The organism is Mitsuokella apri (genome assembly GCF_047974105.1).
GTDB lineage: Bacteria > Bacillota > Negativicutes > Selenomonadales > Selenomonadaceae > Mitsuokella.
This window is the reverse complement of record NZ_JBHYRS010000003.1, coordinates 158,342-174,164: the sequence shown is the minus strand read 5'-3', so window position 1 is coordinate 174,164 and position 15,823 is coordinate 158,342. Positions and strand designations below refer to the sequence as shown.

Sequence of the window (15,823 nt, the reverse complement as noted above, 5' to 3'; positions counted from 1 at the left end):
TTATCATCTCGACGAGAAAGAAGGATGCCGTATGCATGCGAGAAAAACTTGGCAAAAAAAAGCTGCTGCCATTTTGACAGCAGGCGTTCTGATGGTCCCGGGGGCCTATGTACTGGCGCCGGCTCCGACGGCTCAGGCGGAATTTGGTCTTGGCAGCATCATTGGCGCGGGCATCGAAGGTGCCATTGCGCACGCACAGCTGACGCAGACACTCAAGAAATACAATGACTCCGAAGAAGGACGTCAGGAATTTTTCGAAGAGATGAAAAAAGAATACGGCGTCAATAACGACTATGCCTTAAACAGCAGGATTGATACCATTATGGCGAACCTGACTGCCGGCATCGGCGCGGTCGACCCGACCATCTACGATAAGCCATACAATTATTTCATTAATAAGGATACGAGCTTCAACGCGTTCTGCACGCTCGGCCACAATATGAGCATCAACACCGGACTCTTCAGCGTCCTGACCAACGACGATGAAATTGCCGTCGTGCTCGGCCATGAGATGGGACACGGACAGAAAGACCATCCGGCCAAGGGCGCGCGCCGCAGCCTCAACATGGCAATTCTCGGTGAGGCGACGGGCACGACGCTCGGCAGCATTGTCACGACGGTCATCAACAACCGCAACATCACGAAGCCGATGGAACGCGAGGCCGATGCCCTCGCCTTTGAGTACATCACGCATACGAATTACAACCCCGGTGCCACGGCAGCAGTCTGGCAGCGCGTCATGGATAAAGAAAAGACGCAGCCGACGGCCTTCCAGCAGTTCATTTCCGACCATCCGTCCGACGGCGACCGCCGCGATGCGTATGTCAAGAAGCTCTACGAATACAGCAACAAGCATGTGACCGCCAAAGATGGCACCGTCAAAGTCAACGGCAAAGATTTTGTCACGCCGGCAGCCTCGGGGGATATGTCCGGTGCAGAGCGTTCCTACTTTGTGCTCGGCAATCTCGCGGCCGCTTACCACAATGGACATAACAAAGAGAAAGCCTATGTGGACGGCAAGACCGTCATGCTCGGCGCACAGCCCATCATGACGAGCACGTACGATGATGAAAGTGCCGCGAAGCTTGCCGACCGTCTCAACAAAATCAAATAATAAAGCTAATAAGACACAAAAAAATTGCTGCTCATGACGGGCAGCAATTTTTTTGCCATTGGCCAGATGTCAGGCATCCATCTTTTGATGAATCAGTCCTGGCACGGGCAGTTTTCTTTATGGAAATATTTGTTGATGATCTCAACGGCGCAGTAATCACCGCACATCGAGCAGGCACCTTCATCCTGCGGATTGCGTGCACCGCGTTTTGCCTTGGCAAGGTCCGGGTCGATGGCAAGCTCCATCTGCTTGTTCCAGTCGAGCACCTTGCGCGCCTTGGCCATCTCAAGGTCCCACTCGCGCGCACCCGGTACGCCGCGCACGAGGTCCGCTGCATGTGCGGCAATGCGGCTCGTGATGACACCCGTATGAACATCTTCGATAGTCGGCAGGGCCAGATGCTCAGCCGGCGTGACGTAGCAGAGGAAGTCGGCGCCCGAAACAGCTGCCAGCGTGCCGCCGATGGCTGCCGTGATGTGGTCATAGCCCGGCGCGATATCCGTGACAAGAGGTCCAAGCACGTAGAACGGCGCCTTGCGGCAAATGCGCTTCTCCAGCTTCATGTTCGCTTCAATCTGGTCGTACGGTACATGGCCTGGGCCCTCGACCATGACCTGTACACCGCGTTTCCAGGCGCGGTCAACGAGTTCGCCGAGCGTGATGAGCTCTGTCAGCTGCCCGCGGTCCGTGGCATCGGCCGTGCAGCCCGGACGCATGCCGTCGCCAAGGCTGATGGTCACATCGTATTTCTCGCAGATATCAAGGATATCATCATAATGTTCATAGAGCGGATTTTCCATCTCGTTGTGGAGCATCCAGCCGGCGATGAACGAACCGCCGCGGCTCACGATGTCCATAACACGGCCCTGACGGCGCATGCGCTCAATGGCCGAACGCGTGACACCGCAGTGCAGCGTCATGAAATCGGCACCATCTTTGGCCTGCTGCTCAATCGTCTCAAGAATATCCGTATCCGTCATCTCGACGACAGCGCCGTGCTCGCGGATGGAACGGACCGTAGCCTGATAGAGCGGCACCGTGCCGACCATGATGGGCGAATGTTCGATGATGCGCTGACGCGAAACATCGATATTGTTGCCCGTCGAAAGGTCCATAACGGCATCTGCACCGCAGCGCACCGCTTCGTCGAGTTTTTTGAGCTCCGGCTCAATGTCCGGGAACGTGCTCGACGTGCCGATATTGGCGTTGACCTTGACGCGCAGGCCTTCGCCGACGCCGCGCGGACGCAGGTTTTTGTGGTTGATGTTCGCACAGATGGCAATCGTGCCATTTGCCACGCGTTCGCGTATCGTTTCGGCCGGAATATGTTCTTCCTCGGCAACGATCTTCATCGCATCGGTGATGCGGCCCTCACGGGCCAGCTGCATTTGTGTAGCCATAATATTCCTCCTAATAAAAAAGCCGTCCGGCGTACCGGACGGCAAAATAGCTTTGTCACTTCCCTACGCAGGTCTTAACCCAACAGGTTCCAAGGGTCGAATCCAGAGATTCTCTCAGCCAAGCGGCTCCCCCAGCGAATCATTCTTTTCCTATTCATATGATGAGCTTCACGATTGTTTCCTTATGGAACAATCAGCTTCATTTATTTTAACAAATCTGTCCTAAAGATGCAATACAAATCCATGACTTTTCCATGTTCATGCGTAATACGCCAAAAATGAATCATGAATGCCATAAACATCAGGACAGCAGCAGACGGAAACGTTTCTGCGTGCGGCCGCAGCTGCATGGAGCCGGCACAGACTCAACCTTAAGGCCCGTGCGCAGGCGAATGAGCGGCATAGCTTCTGCAGCCAAAGACGTCAGCACAAGCTCGCCGCAGCCATCAGCAGCAGGCTTCCGTGTCACAGGGTCTATGACCTCTGCCAGCGTGTAGTCTTCCTGCAGATGAAATGTCAGCGCCGCCGGCTCACAGGGCAGGAATGGTGCCGCCGTCCCGAGCTCCGGCAAAGCAAGCAGGTGATAGACCTTGGCAGCTGTCATTTCCTGCAGCGTGGCCACGAGACTCTCTGACGGGACCTCCGTATGCAGGCAGAGTATGCGGGTAAGAGGCATTTCACAAAGGCCGCTGCCTTTCTGCTGGAGGATGTCGTCGAGCTCAATCAGGCGTTTCGGCGTGCCGGCCAGTGTCTCTGCCGGTACAGAATCAAGTATCGCCGGCCAGATTCTCTTATCCGCGCCGAGCATCACAGCGGCTGCACCGAGGAATTCGCCCGCATAGTGAAAATCCATGAGACGGCTGTCCGCCCCATCGCCGAGTACAGCCGCGAGGGAGGCATTATGCAGGCCGCAGGCCACAAGACTGCGCGTCATCTGCTCGACATGATGCGCAATATCCCCATTGGTCGCAAAGTGCAGAAAGCCTGTTTCCTCTTCATTATACCCTTCATTATATTCTTCATCGGCAGACAGTCCATCACCGTCTTTCATATAAGAGATGCGCAGCAGGCTCGAAAGCGGCATCGTCAGAAAGTCAAAAGCCCTTTTCCCCTGCAGTTCTTCTTTTGCCAGCAGTGGAAAATTCTGCAGGTCGCAGAGATCCTGCAAGTTGCTAGCATTTATCCCTGCCTCTGCAAAGCGTTCCCGGTAGTATGAGCACTTTTCACCGGCCCAGCGCAGTTCCTTTTTTAGTTTTTTCAATTGCAGCTCATGCAGTGCTTCTGCAGAAATCTGTTCAATCGATGGATTTGCAAACAAAAAAATCGTCCTTCCCGTTCTAAATCACAAAACCACAAAAAATTTCCCTCCAGGGAAAGTGACATATCCTGCCAAAAAGCATTCTGCCTTTTCGACAGCCTGTCAGATTTCCCTGGAGGGGGAAACTTTAGGGAAACTATAAACTTTTATTTGATGTCAAAAACGGTCTTATTGGCTTCCGATGGTTCCTTCGGCAGAACAATGTGCAGGACACCGTCTTCAAAAGAAACACTGACCTCGTCCTTGACAATGCCGTCAATTTCAAAGGTACGTTCAAACGTGCCCACGCGGCGTTCGCGGCAGATGTACTTGACATCCATATCCGGGTCCGGGCGCTCGGCCTTGATGGTCAGGTATTCACGGGCATCATCGTACGATACGGTAATCTGATCCTTGTGGAACCCCGGCAGCTCGGCAAAAATTTCATAACGGTCCGGTGTATCAATGACATCGACACGGAAAGAAGAAAACGCCCCGCTGACACGGCCCAAGGGATTGCAAGGCTGCTCTGTCATGAAGTCAATTGCCTTCTCCAGGGCCTCACGGCCGCGCTCTGCATTTTCGCGGATATTGAATGGAATCGGTCTGATCATCAAAATCGCCCCCAAATCTTCAACATAAAATTTATGTTCTTTTTTTCGGTATCTCTATTATAACTAAAATGTCTGAAAAATTCAAGAAAAGCCAGTTCCTCCCGTTGAGAAACTGGCTTTTCTTTTCTATTTGTTTTATCTGTTCTTAAATTTATCCAGAGCCTTCTGGTAATCCTGTACGAATTCGACTGTACCCATGTATTCACCTGCATCGTCATAGACAGCTGCGTAGCGCACACCGATTGGACGGCCCATGATGCGGCGCCATACTTCCATGTGTGTGCGTTTCTTCGCCTTGAAGTCGAGCAGCATCTGACGCACGACGGGAATGATCTCCGGCGGGTGGCAGTTGTATACCTCACGTCCAAGAGCGGAGAGCGGACGCGAGAAGACTTTGCCCTCATTGAGGAAATAGCGCAGGATGTCGTCTTTATCGATGAATGTGATGTCAACATCGAGAAGTTTCAAGATGCCCTGCAGCTGACGGACGGTCAGCTCGCCTGTCGGCAGCTTGACTTTGCCATCGAGCACAGACGGCTCCACCTCTGCGTTCTTCTCTGCGAGCCACGTTTCTCCTTCCGGCCAGCGCGGCATCGTGTTGACATCGACAAAGGCCATGCCCATCTCGAAGAGGTCGCGGTACACTTCATACCACTGCTCCTGCGTAAAATAGCGCAGGGACAGCGGAAACAGGATGCGGTCCTCCTTGAAAATCATTTCGCGAGTGCGCGTGCAGACCTGATTGATGCGTCCCTTATATAACGGATAGTTTTCCGCGTCTTCTTTCAGTGCTTTCGTGATGGTGCCGAGCTCGCGCTTGATTTCATCATCCACGCCCCACATGACCTGGGAAGGTCCCGTGACACCGTAATCATAGAGAATTGGCATCAGGAGTTCTTCTTTTTTGGCGTAATGCGAGCGGACGGCATTGAGGCCTGCCACCATGCCCGTGATTTTGACCACATCTTCGCTGCCTGTCATCTCATGCTGAATGGCATCGAGATGCTGCATGAGCGCTTTATTCTCAAGCTTCAGGAGACTCAGGGGATGCCCCTCCGGCAAATCTTCTTCTGCGAGAAACTGCGAAGCAGCGGCAGCTTTATGCGTTTTTTCTGCCATGGCCTGCAGCTCGGCCTTTTCCATCTCATTGCGGTCATGGAAAAGTGCGGCATGAACATCGCAGAGTTTCTGAACATCTTTCAAAGGCACGCCGCCCTTGATGAGGTCCTGCTCTGCTTCGGCAATCTCCTCCGCACCGACATGCTCGAAATTGCGCACAAAGTCAGCGCGCACGGATTCGAGGGATTCGCCGTTATTGAGGCGTCCGACGTACTCGCGCAGCATAGTCTGACGCTGCTGTTCCTCGGCGCCGACAATCGTGAAGCCTTTCTTTGCGAGCGTCTCGCGGATTTTTTCCATCGGGATGCCCTTGACGACAGCGCCGCGCGGCAGCGTCATGATTCTGCCCATGAGCTTCAGGGCCGCCGGCTTCATGATATCCGTAAAGCCGAGTTCCGCAAGAATTTCCTTAAGTTCCGGATATTCCGTAACGAGTTCAGCAACACTTTTATTTAAATCAATCTTTTTCATATCATATGGCTCCTTCCAGGCGAGCTGTATCAAGATTTCGTTCTCTCTGTTATGAGATGATTATATTACAGGACTCCGCCTCTTAGTTGTACCATTTGTTACATAAAGACGCAGAACATGTGCGCATCCATCTGCAGGCTCATTTCTCGACGTAATGACTGAAGCTGCCGATGACGAGCTGCGGGAATTCGCGGTGCAGGACTTCCATAAAATGACGCGTGCCAAGGATTTTGCCCTGCGGCTCCGGCATGATGTCGAGGAAGGCATCAGGGTCGATGTTGAGATTGCGCACCTGAATCATCTGCACGGGCAGTTCGCGGAAGAAATCCTGCCAGGCCGCGAGTTCCTCCTCGCGGTCATTGAAACCGGGGAAATAGAGCAGATTCAGCGAGACATAAACGCCGTGGTCAAGAGCATAGCGAATGGAGTCCTTGACATTTTTCAGGTGGTAGCTTGCGCGGTAATAGGCATCATAGCCCTCATCGCGGGCACTGATGATGGAAACGCGCAGCGAATCGAGCCCGGCATCGACGATTTTCCTGATGCCCTCGGTCCAGCCCGCATTCGAGTTCATGTTGATCTGGCCCTTTTTCGTCTTGGCACGGATGAGCTTGATGCCTGCCGCGATATTGTCAGCAGCCAGTGACGGCTCGCCTTCGCAGCCCTGACCAAAGCTGACGATGCCATCGGGCGCGACAGACAGATGGTAAATGCCGACTTCCGCGATTTCCTCAGGCGTCGGGCGGAATTTGATGCGTTCCTGCGGCGACGGGCAGCATTCTGCCGGCTGCAGCGAAATACAGCCGAAACAGTTGGCATTGCAGACGGGCGAAGTCGGAATGCCGCACTCCCAGCGGCGGTAAAAGAGATTCTGCGCCGTGCAGCAGTGCCATTTTAAGGAGCAGCCGCCGACCTGCTCGACGATGCGGTTGCCCGGCAGATCCTTCTTCGTGCGCTTGACGAGCTTCGGCAGCTCCTTCGTATTATAATGAACGGGATCCCACTTGTCATTTTCATCCGTGTAAACAGCCGCACAGCAGAGCTCATCATGATAAACCACGACAGCCGTATAGCCGTAGAGCGGCAGGCGCTGTGCCTCTTCGGCGCGCTCATAAGCCGGCATGTAAAGCCGCGTGTAGCCCGCAGGCAGTATGGCAGCTACGGCAAGGCCGCTTATGGGCATGGTTTCACCATCGGGGCTCTGACCGACAGCCAAACGGTCCGGCAGCAGCATGAGGTCGGCGCTTTCCGGCAGCGGAATCAAATCTTCCGGTTTTAAAAGGATATTTTCGCGTCCCGTGCGGCCCATGCCGCGCATGCCCTGTGCATCGAGAATATTACCGTCTTCATCGGCGTAAACTGCCGTAATCATCTCATTTGTCTGCTGACTCATCGTTCTTCTCCCCTTTATCGTCATGTACAGCTGCTTCCTGCACGGCTTTTTTCGCTTTTTTCTTCTTTTTCGGATTGAACTTGTTCATCGCCATATCGACATCATCCTGTACGATGCACTCGACCGCGGGAATCAGATACTGAATGGCCTCTTTGATTTTCGGCTGGTCCTCATCGGAAAAACCTGCCAGCACGTGATTGACGACGGTCCAGCCCGGCAGCGGCCGGCCGATGCCGATGCGCACGCGCGCGAAATGCTCATCGCCGACATGCGCGAGAATGGACTTGATGCCGTTGTGGCCGCCCGCACTGCCCTTCTTGCGGATGCGGATGGTGCCGGCCGGAATATCCATATCGTCGTGTACGACGATGAGATCTTCCGGAGCCAGTTTATACCAGTTCAGGATGGGGCCGATGGCACGGCCGCTGTCGTTCATATACGTCTGCGGCTTGACTAAAACGACTTTTTCCGTGCCGATGCGCGTATCGGCGACCTTGGCATCGAATTTATCCTTCCAGTCGGACTCCGCGACGCCGAGTGCCTCGGCCAGAGCATCGACGAACATAAAGCCGACATTATGTTTTGTCTTAGCATACTCGGAACCGGGGTTGCCAAGACCTGCAATGATTTTCATATGTGATTTGCCTCTTTCTTATTGATTCGGCTAAATTTAGCCAATCCTATCATGCTTAATATGTACCTTTCAGTTTACCATATCCTGCGGCATACAGCAAAAGGCAGCAAAAAAGTCTCTCAAGCAAAGCTCAAGAGACTCGATTTCTTTATGAAATTTACGATTCAGCCTTTTCGCTTTAATCATTGGCCGTCGGGTCGCCAATCAGGAAGAGATAAGCGAAGACGACAATGCCCAGAGCGATGCGGTACCAGCCGAAGGCCTTGAAGTCATTCGTCTTGATATAGCGCATGAGGAATTTGATGGACAGGATGGAAACGATAAAAGCCGTGACCATGCCCACGACGAGGATGATGATTTCCGCTCCTGTATAATGGAAGCCGAATTTGACCATCTTCAGGGCACTGGCACCAAACATGACGGGGATGGCGAGGAAGAACGTGAATTCCGCTGCCACCGTACGGCTCGCGCCGAACAGCAGACCGCCGAGGATAGTCGCACCGGAACGGCTCGTGCCCGGCACGAGAGAAAGGACCTGGAACACACCGATGATGAAAGCGGTCTTATAGTCGAGGCGGCGCAGATCCGTGATAGCCGGACGGCGGTGCTTGTTGTAATTCTCGACAATGATGAACATGATGCCGTAGAAAATCAAAGTAGTCGCCACGACAGGAGCCGTCATGAAATGTTCTTCCATATATTTATTGAAGAGAAGACCGATGACGGCCGCCGGCAGGCAGGCCACGATGACTTTCAGCCAGAGCTGAATGGTATCATGTTTCTCCTGGCGTGTCTTCCACGAAGAGAACGGATTGAGCTTTTCAAAGCTCAAAACGACAACAGCCATGATGGCGCCGAGCTGGATGACCACCAAAAACATGTCCATGAATGCCTTGCTGACATCCAGTTTGATGAACTCATCGACAAGAATCATATGGCCCGTACTCGATACCGGCAGCCACTCCGTAAGTCCCTCAACCACACCAAGGATGATGGTCTTGAGTAAATCGGCAATACTAAGATCCACTTTTCTTCCTCCTAATACACAACTATGCTTTTTTGTTTTTTCAACAGTATGCCCATTATAGCACAGCTCCTGCTGCTCTGCATGGAAAATTCATGCAGGCTTGACGATTCCCGTGCCCTAAGACGTGCTTCATTATAGGATATGCAGTTAAACAGCAGATAAACAGAATATAAATGTGAGCAAGTCACGGAATCTCTTCATTTTCCCTGTTATACTAAAGGCAAATCCAAGGAAATGCGTCGTAAATGCACATGGATTCCATATAAAACACGCGTGATACTTTTTTCGTATGAACCAGGGAGGTTTTTCTTATTATGGCAGCAGTAGTGATTACCAAAGATAATTTTGAGAGCGAAGTACTCAAGGCAGAAGGCACGGTCCTCATCGATTTCTGGGCAACGTGGTGCGGTCCCTGCCGCATGCTCTCCCCGATTGTCGACGAAGTCGCCAATGAGCGCACGGATGTCAAGGTCGGCAAAATCAACGTCGATGAACAGCCGGAACTCGCCCAGCAGTTTGGCATCATGAGCATCCCGACGCTGATTGTCTTCCGCAACGGCCAGAAAGTCAACGAATCCATTGGCCTGATTCCAAAAGAAAAAGTCGAAGAACTCATCGGCTGATTTCGAAACATCCTAAAACGGAAACATCCTAACTCCACACTCCACATTTCTCTCCAAATACATACATCTTACAAAAATCTGCTGTATCCGCAGCTCAGTAAGCCCCTGCGAGCTTCTTCAAAGCCTCTCGGTCCACAATCTGCAGGCAGCTCCGGCCCGTTCTGGTCCAGCCTTCCTGATTGAAGTATTTAATCAGGCGGGTGACGACCTCACGGGCCGTTCCCATATAGCGGGCCATCTGCTCATGAGTCAGATGGACCGTATCCGACTTTCTCTCCCTGCTCTCTTCGAGCAGAAAAATGGCAAAGCGGCGGTCCGCCGACAAAAAGAGCACCTGCTGCAGCTTCCAGAGCATGTCGGAAAGGCGCTTCGAGGCCAGTTCATAGGCATAGCAGCGCACGTAAATATTGTTATCCGAGAGCTTTCGGAACGCCGAAGCATCTGTCAGCAGTACATCGGTATCCTCTTCCGCGTCAATGTAGACATCAAAGGTCACGGAATCCAGTGTACAGGCAGCTGAAAGAATGCCGATATCATCGGGGAAGAGACGGTAAAGCGTCACATCGCGTCCATCTTCCGACAGTGTATAGACGCGCAGCTGCCCTTTCTTGAGCAGGAGGACGCCGATGCAGTCAAAGGGGCCGCGGTGAACCTGTGCCCCTTTTTCGTAATGAACGGCATGGGTGTGCGTATTCAGAAGTTCCTTTTCTGCATCCGAAAGATGCGGCCAGAAACTGAAGTGACGGATAAAGAGATCGGTTACGCTTTTTTTATTCTGATTCATAATGTCACCCTCTAACGAAGAACGAAACGAAGAAAAAGAGCCTTTTCTGCGGAAAAGGCTCTTTTTTCATCCAATATCAAAAATCAATCAGCAAACGCTGCTCGTATCTTAGCGAAAAAGCTGGCTGACGGAACGATGGCTCTGGATGCGCATGATGACATCGCCAAGGGCGTCTGCAAGCGACAGGACGACGAATTTGTCCGACTGTTTTTCCGGCGGCAGCGGAATCGTATCCGTGATGACGAGTTTTTCAATCGGGGACTCGTTAATGCGCTGAACAGCCGGGTCCGAGAGAATGGCATGCGAGCACGAAGCAAAGATGCGCTTTGCACCGCGTTTCTCAAGGGCGCGTGCACCTTCGCAGAGGGAACCTGCCGTATCGACAATATCGTCGATGATGACAGCCGTCTTGCCCTCGACATCGCCGATGAGGTTCATGACCTCAGCGCAGCCCGGACGCGGGCGGCGCTTCTCGATGATGGCAATCGGAGCCTGCAGATGGTCTGCGAGCACGCGGGCACGCGTAACACCGCCGAGGTCCGGCGAAACGACAACGACATCGTCGAGTTTCTGCGTGCGGAAATAATTAGCAATGACCGGAGCTGCTGCCAGATGGTCAACCGGGATATCAAAGAAGCCCTGAATCTGACCAGCATGGAGGTCAACCGTTACAACGCGGGTAACACCAGCCGTCGTCATGAGGTTCGCGACGAGCTTTGCGGAAATCGGCTCACGGCCGCGCGTCTTGCGGTCCTGACGTGCATAAGCGTAATACGGTACAACAGCCGTAATGCTGTGAGCCGAAGCACGCTTGCAGGCATCGGCCATAATCAGGAGCTCCATGAGGTTGTCATTAACCGGATAAGACGTCGGCTGGATGATGAAGATATCCTTGCCGCGGATACTCTCGCTGATCATGACCTGCGTCTCACCATTGTTGAAATGACCGACATATGCATCGCAGAGATTTACGCCGATATGGTCTGCAATCTTCTTTGCGAGATCCGGGTTTGCATTACCGGTCAGGATGCATAAGTTTCCAGTGTCTAAAGCCATTTTGTTAAAATCCTCCAAATCATTACACCTAAATCTTTTCTCAAAAAGACGGGCTGGACCCAGTCTTTCCTTCTTTTAGTATAACACGCCGGAAAGAAAAAGGACATACTTCCTTGCAATTTGACAAAAAAAGTCTGGCTATCCCTTTTCGCAGCGAATTACTCGCGTTTGTCATGCCAGCTTTCGATAACAGTCTGACGTGCGCGGGCGATGGAGAGTTTGCCTGCAGGAGCCGTCTTGGTAATCGTGGAGCCAGCTGCAATATAGGCATTGTCCTCGACCGTGACCGGTGCGACGAGATTCGAATTGCAGCCGACAAAGGCGTTGTTGCCGATTTTTGTACGGTGCTTAATCTTGCCATCGTAATTGACCGTGATGGTGCCGCAGCCCATGTTGACATTCTCGCCCATATCGCAGTCGCCGATATAAGAGAGGTGCGGCAGCTTCGAGCCTTTGCCGATGTTGGAGTTCTTGACTTCGATGAAGTTATCGATCTTGACATTCTCAAAGAGATGCGTGTTCGGACGCAGATGGACGAACTGGCCGAGCTTGACATTGTCGTCAATCTGGCATTCATGAGCATAGACAAACTGCCCCGTCACATGATTGCCGCATTTGACATCCTGGAAGCGGACATTCGGGCCGAGTTCGCATTCTTCACCAATGACCGTGCCATGCTCGAGCCAGGTCATCGGGTAGATAATCGTGTCACGGCCGACCTTGACATCCTCGTCGATGTACGTCGTATCGGGGTCCATAATCGTGACGCCCTCATTCATGAGCTCTTCGTTCTTGCGGCGGCGCAGGATTTTTTCAGCACCGGCAAGCTGCAGGCGCGAGTTGATGCCGAGCGTATCTTCATAATTATCCGCAGCCACAGCCCAGATTTTCTCGCCCTTCTTCTTGAGGATTTCGAGAACATCCGGCAGATAGTACTCGCCCTGGGCATTGTCATTCGTGACATGCGAAAGTGCCTCAAAAAGGTCTTTGGCTGCAAAGCAGTAAATGCCGGAATTGACTTCGCGTACCTGACGCTCTTCCTCCGTGGCATCCTTATGCTCAACGATTTTTTCTACAGAACCGTCTTTTGCGCGGATGATGCGGCCGTATCCCGTGGCATCCGGCATGATGGCCGTGAGGACCGTGGCCTTCGCCTGTGCTGCAACGTGTTCATCGTAGAGTTTCTTCAGCAGGCTGCCCGTCAGAAGCGGCGTATCGCCGCAGAGGACCATGACCGTGCCCGTCTCATCTTTCAGGAGTTCTTTTGTCTGCAGAACAGCATGGCCTGTGCCGAGCTGCTCCGTCTGCGTGACAAATTCTGCCTGCGGGCCGATGGCCTCGCGGACCATATCGCCGCCAAAGCCCGTCACAACGATATTGCGCTTCGCACCTGCTGCCTTAGCCGCATCAATGACATGCTGGAGCATCGTCTTGCCTGCAGCCTTATGCAGGACCTTCGGCAGTTTGGATTTCATGCGTGTGCCCTTGCCAGCAGCGAGGATGACGGTTACTAAATCTGACATTTTATCGTTCTCCCATCTTATCTATACTTGATTGTATTCCTATACTATAGGATACTATTTTGACTCTCGTTTGAATTACGCCTTAGCCTTTGCAGAGCGCGTTTTTTTCTTTTTGGCCGCACTCTTCTGCGACGTGGCGATATCCATGGCCTTCAAGAGTGTCTTCTCGGAGTTCTCCATATGATGCTCTGCCGCTTTGCGCGCTGCGCGGCCATCGCCGTTGGCTATGGCTTCCACGATTTCACGGTGCTCATCAAGGGTAGCTTCCAGACGGCCCGGATACGACATCGAGAGTGTACGGAAACGCGTGAGCTGGTCGCGCAGATTGGAAATGATTCCAACCAAGCGGTTATTGCGTGCCGCATGATAGAGCAAATCATGGAATTCAATATCCGTCTCGACGATTTTTTCCATGGCCGCTTCACGGTCCGGACCGTCTTCATACTCTTTGATATAACCGCCGATGACGACAAGCAGCCGCTGCAGATGTTCAAGTTCATCTTCCGTGATATGTTCTGCCGCGAGACTGTTGGACAGAGACTCCAGTGCCGTGCGAATCTCAAAAATTTCATTGATATCGCGGATGGACATATCCGCCACATACGTGCCGCGGCGCGGCATCATGACAACATAGCCTTCAAGCTCGAGTTTGCGGATGGCCTCACGCACCGGCGTACGGCTCACGCCGAGTTCCTCGGCAAGCTTGATTTCCATGATGCGTTCACCGGGCTTCAAGATTCCCTTGCGGATAGCATCCCGCAGAGATTCACAAACGACTTCACGCAAAGGCTGATAACTATCTAACTTAATCGGAGTCAATCTCTGATCCATTTCTGATTCCCTCAATTCTGATCCTTGTTTTTTCCTGCCGTCTGACAGACGAAGATATCCGCATCCGTCTGCCCGCGCAAAGCAGCGGCGGCCTCCTCTGCTGCCGTTTTGTCTGCAAAAAGTCCGAAGACGGTCGGGCCGCTGCCCGACATCATGCTGGCCATAGCACCTTTTTTAAGGAGCCAGTCCTTGTACTGCGCGATAACAGGATACTTTTTAATAGTAACACTTTCAAGAACATTACACAATAATGAAGCAATCCCTTTTCGGTCCTGTGCTGCAATTTTCTCGCAGACCGCCGCATTTTCCGGATGCTTCTCTGCCCCATGTGCATCGTAATTCTGATAAGCCCAGGCTGTCGAAACCGAAATTTTCGGCTTGATGAGCACGACCCAGAATGACGGCACGGCAGGCAGCTCCTTGAGAATTTCGCCCCGTCCTGTCGCGAGCATGGTACCGCCCATAAGGCAGAAGGGGATATCCGAGCCCAGTTTTGCTCCATAGACACAGAGTTCCGGCAGCGTAAGCCCCAAATCATAAAGGGCATTGACCCCGCGCAGAGCAGCAGCTGCATCGGCACTGCCGCCCGCGAGGCCCGCTGCAATGGGAATGCGTTTCGTAAGGTCAATACGCACGCCGCCCCTGACATTCTTTTCCCTGAGCAGCAGGGCAGCTGCCCGCCAGGCAAGATTCTTTTCGTCCGCTTCAAGCCCCGGCACATCAAGGGTCAGTTCAATGCCTTCAGGGATTTTCTCGAAAGTCAGCGTATCGTGAAGACTGACCGACTGCATGACCATAGCCACTTCGTGAAAACCATCCGGCCGTTTGCCGAGGATATCGAGTGTCAGATTGATTTTGGCATTTCCCTCTACGGTAATCAAATTATCTCCCCCAATAAAAATTTTGCTGATGCCGTATTTTAACAGCTGAAATCTCGCTGTCCGTTGAAATGCGGCAGTAAAGCCAAAACTTCAGACGGACAGTGGGCCGCGCAGAGCCCGCATTTTTTGCAGAGCAGCGGGTCAAAATGAAGCCGGCGCTCCTCTCTGGAAAAAGTCAGGGCATTTGTCGGACAGACGACCGCGCAAAGACCGCAGGCCGTACAGCCCTGTCGGACTGCCATACCATAAAAAAGTGTGTTTGCTTCTATCCTCTGAGGCCCCTGACGCTTCAGCCACGTCATTTCGTCAAAGAAATAGAAGCGTTCAATCTGGGAGTCCGCAATTTCCTGCAGGCCCTTCGCTGTCGAATGAAACAGTGCCTGAAAGAAACTGCGCCGTTCCACTTTTGGGGCAGGTTTGGGCTGTGTTTTTTGCGGCTTGACATGAACGAGCCGAATTTCGTCTTTCTGCGCGCGGTGCAGCGCTTCGTTACAGGCCTCCACTTCGCCAAGAAGCCACTCGTAAACAGCAGGCCGGCACTTCTGACACCGCGAGATATCAAGGCAGAGACTGCGCTTCGAGGCCAATGCCCATAAAATTCGGCGGTTCAGGAAGCCCAGGCAGGATACATTCCCTTCCCCCGCTTTTTGGCACATGAGCGCCTGTGGCTCAAGTTCTGCCGCCTTTTCTAAGGCACGTTCGTAATCTTCCGTTGACATAATGGCCGCAGTCGGGCAGACTGCCTGACAGAGTCCGCAGCCATCGCAGCGGCTCATATCAATCACATGTTCCTGAATCGCGTTCTGCGGACAGATTTTTTCACACAAATGACAGTTGACTGCTCCATCGTGCACAAGGCAGCGGGCAAGATCGATATTTCGTTTACTCAAAATCTTTCTCTCCTATCATAATTGTCTCTATTATACCATATATAGAGCGGTCCGACAGCCTCTCCAGTCCCTCTTCAAGAAAAACAGATATCTGCGATAATTATTTTCTTTTAAGACTAAATATACTTTTTAATTGTCTTAACTGCCAATTTACGCTATAATGGAG

The 15,823-nt window shown here is 52.6% G+C and carries 15 protein-coding genes and 1 riboswitch; of the genes, 2 read left to right on the top strand and 13 right to left on the bottom strand.

What is annotated here, in order from left to right:
- Positions 1–31: 31 nt before the first annotated feature.
- Positions 32–1,114 (top strand): M48 family metallopeptidase, encoded by a 1,083-nt coding sequence (locus ACE419_RS05810; protein WP_435721324.1) that lies wholly within the window; start codon positions 32–34, stop codon positions 1,112–1,114.
- 92 nt (positions 1,115–1,206) lie between these two features.
- Here the strand turns inward: ACE419_RS05810 and thiC are convergent, their stop codons facing one another.
- From thiC to ACE419_RS05775, 7 genes are all read right to left on the bottom strand, one after another.
- Complete coding sequence (gene thiC, locus ACE419_RS05805) at positions 1,207–2,514, bottom strand: phosphomethylpyrimidine synthase ThiC (protein WP_432646842.1); 1,308 nt, start codon at positions 2,512–2,514, stop codon at positions 1,207–1,209.
- 43 nt (positions 2,515–2,557) lie between these two features.
- Positions 2,558–2,657, bottom strand: a riboswitch (TPP riboswitch).
- A 158-nt stretch (positions 2,658–2,815) separates the two neighbouring features.
- On the bottom strand, positions 2,816–3,832 hold the full coding sequence (locus tag ACE419_RS05800) for a phenylacetate--CoA ligase family protein (RefSeq protein ID WP_432646841.1): 1,017 nt from the start codon (positions 3,830–3,832) through the stop codon (positions 2,816–2,818).
- Between the two features lie 146 nt (positions 3,833–3,978).
- Positions 3,979–4,425, bottom strand: a complete 447-nt coding sequence (locus ACE419_RS05795) for an Hsp20 family protein (protein ID WP_432646840.1) — start codon at positions 4,423–4,425, stop codon at positions 3,979–3,981.
- A 135-nt stretch (positions 4,426–4,560) separates the two neighbouring features.
- Positions 4,561–6,015, bottom strand: a complete 1,455-nt coding sequence (locus ACE419_RS05790) for a DUF438 domain-containing protein (RefSeq protein ID WP_435721323.1) — start codon at positions 6,013–6,015, stop codon at positions 4,561–4,563.
- Positions 6,016–6,154: 139 nt separating this feature from the next.
- Positions 6,155–7,408: a radical SAM family protein gene (locus ACE419_RS05785; protein WP_435721322.1), complete on the bottom strand. Its 1,254-nt coding sequence runs from the start codon at positions 7,406–7,408 to the stop codon at positions 6,155–6,157.
- Entirely contained in the window at positions 7,389–8,042 is a 654-nt protein-coding gene (pth, locus tag ACE419_RS05780) for an aminoacyl-tRNA hydrolase (protein ID WP_432646837.1), read from the bottom strand. The genes ACE419_RS05785 and pth overlap by 20 nt, the downstream gene beginning before the upstream one ends.
- Before the next feature lie 178 nt (positions 8,043–8,220).
- Complete coding sequence (locus ACE419_RS05775; protein ID WP_432646836.1) at positions 8,221–9,069, bottom strand: undecaprenyl-diphosphate phosphatase; 849 nt, start codon at positions 9,067–9,069, stop codon at positions 8,221–8,223.
- A gap of 314 nt (positions 9,070–9,383) precedes the next feature.
- Here ACE419_RS05775 and trxA point away from each other — a divergent pair, with 314 nt between their 5' ends.
- Positions 9,384–9,692, top strand: a complete 309-nt coding sequence (gene trxA, locus ACE419_RS05770; RefSeq protein WP_432646835.1) for a thioredoxin — start codon at positions 9,384–9,386, stop codon at positions 9,690–9,692.
- 94 nt (positions 9,693–9,786) lie between these two features.
- On the opposite strand, the gene ACE419_RS05765 is transcribed toward trxA, so the two are convergent.
- The 6 genes from ACE419_RS05765 to ACE419_RS05740 form a co-directional block, all read right to left on the bottom strand.
- Positions 9,787–10,476, bottom strand: coding sequence for a Crp/Fnr family transcriptional regulator (locus ACE419_RS05765; RefSeq protein ID WP_435721321.1), 690 nt, complete (start codon positions 10,474–10,476; stop codon positions 9,787–9,789).
- Positions 10,477–10,584: 108 nt separating this feature from the next.
- A complete protein-coding gene (locus ACE419_RS05760) occupies positions 10,585–11,532 on the bottom strand; it encodes a ribose-phosphate diphosphokinase (protein WP_295632958.1) in 948 nt (315 codons plus the stop codon).
- Positions 11,533–11,690: 158 nt separating this feature from the next.
- On the bottom strand, positions 11,691–13,055 hold the full coding sequence (gene glmU, locus ACE419_RS05755; protein WP_432646833.1) for a bifunctional UDP-N-acetylglucosamine diphosphorylase/glucosamine-1-phosphate N-acetyltransferase GlmU: 1,365 nt from the start codon (positions 13,053–13,055) through the stop codon (positions 11,691–11,693).
- A gap of 75 nt (positions 13,056–13,130) precedes the next feature.
- Positions 13,131–13,886: a GntR family transcriptional regulator gene (locus tag ACE419_RS05750; RefSeq protein WP_432646832.1), complete on the bottom strand. Its 756-nt coding sequence runs from the start codon at positions 13,884–13,886 to the stop codon at positions 13,131–13,133.
- Between the two features lie 11 nt (positions 13,887–13,897).
- On the bottom strand, positions 13,898–14,767 hold the full coding sequence (ispE, locus tag ACE419_RS05745) for a 4-(cytidine 5'-diphospho)-2-C-methyl-D-erythritol kinase (RefSeq protein WP_435721320.1): 870 nt from the start codon (positions 14,765–14,767) through the stop codon (positions 13,898–13,900).
- A gap of 38 nt (positions 14,768–14,805) precedes the next feature.
- On the bottom strand, positions 14,806–15,657 hold the full coding sequence (locus ACE419_RS05740; protein ID WP_435721319.1) for a 4Fe-4S binding protein: 852 nt from the start codon (positions 15,655–15,657) through the stop codon (positions 14,806–14,808).
- Between the last annotated feature and the right edge of the window lie 166 nt (positions 15,658–15,823).

Coding starts and splice junctions, on each gene's coding strand:
- ACE419_RS05790 (WP_435721323.1), bottom strand. CDS start 6,015: ATGAAAAAGATTGATTTAAATAAAAGTGTTGCTGAACTCGTTACGGAA.
- ACE419_RS05750 (WP_432646832.1), bottom strand. CDS start 13,886: ATGGATCAGAGATTGACTCCGATTAAGTTAGATAGTTATCAGCCTTTG.
- ACE419_RS05760 (WP_295632958.1), bottom strand. CDS start 11,532: ATGGCTTTAGACACTGGAAACTTATGCATCCTGACCGGTAATGCAAAC.
- ACE419_RS05765 (WP_435721321.1), bottom strand. CDS start 10,476: ATGAATCAGAATAAAAAAAGCGTAACCGATCTCTTTATCCGTCACTTC.
- pth (WP_432646837.1), bottom strand. CDS start 8,042: ATGAAAATCATTGCAGGTCTTGGCAACCCCGGTTCCGAGTATGCTAAG.
- trxA (WP_432646835.1), top strand. CDS start 9,384: ATGGCAGCAGTAGTGATTACCAAAGATAATTTTGAGAGCGAAGTACTC.
- ACE419_RS05795 (WP_432646840.1), bottom strand. CDS start 4,425: ATGATCAGACCGATTCCATTCAATATCCGCGAAAATGCAGAGCGCGGC.
- glmU (WP_432646833.1), bottom strand. CDS start 13,055: ATGTCAGATTTAGTAACCGTCATCCTCGCTGCTGGCAAGGGCACACGC.
- thiC (WP_432646842.1), bottom strand. CDS start 2,514: ATGGCTACACAAATGCAGCTGGCCCGTGAGGGCCGCATCACCGATGCG.
- ACE419_RS05785 (WP_435721322.1), bottom strand. CDS start 7,408: ATGAGTCAGCAGACAAATGAGATGATTACGGCAGTTTACGCCGATGAA.
- ACE419_RS05810 (WP_435721324.1), top strand. CDS start 32: ATGCATGCGAGAAAAACTTGGCAAAAAAAAGCTGCTGCCATTTTGACA.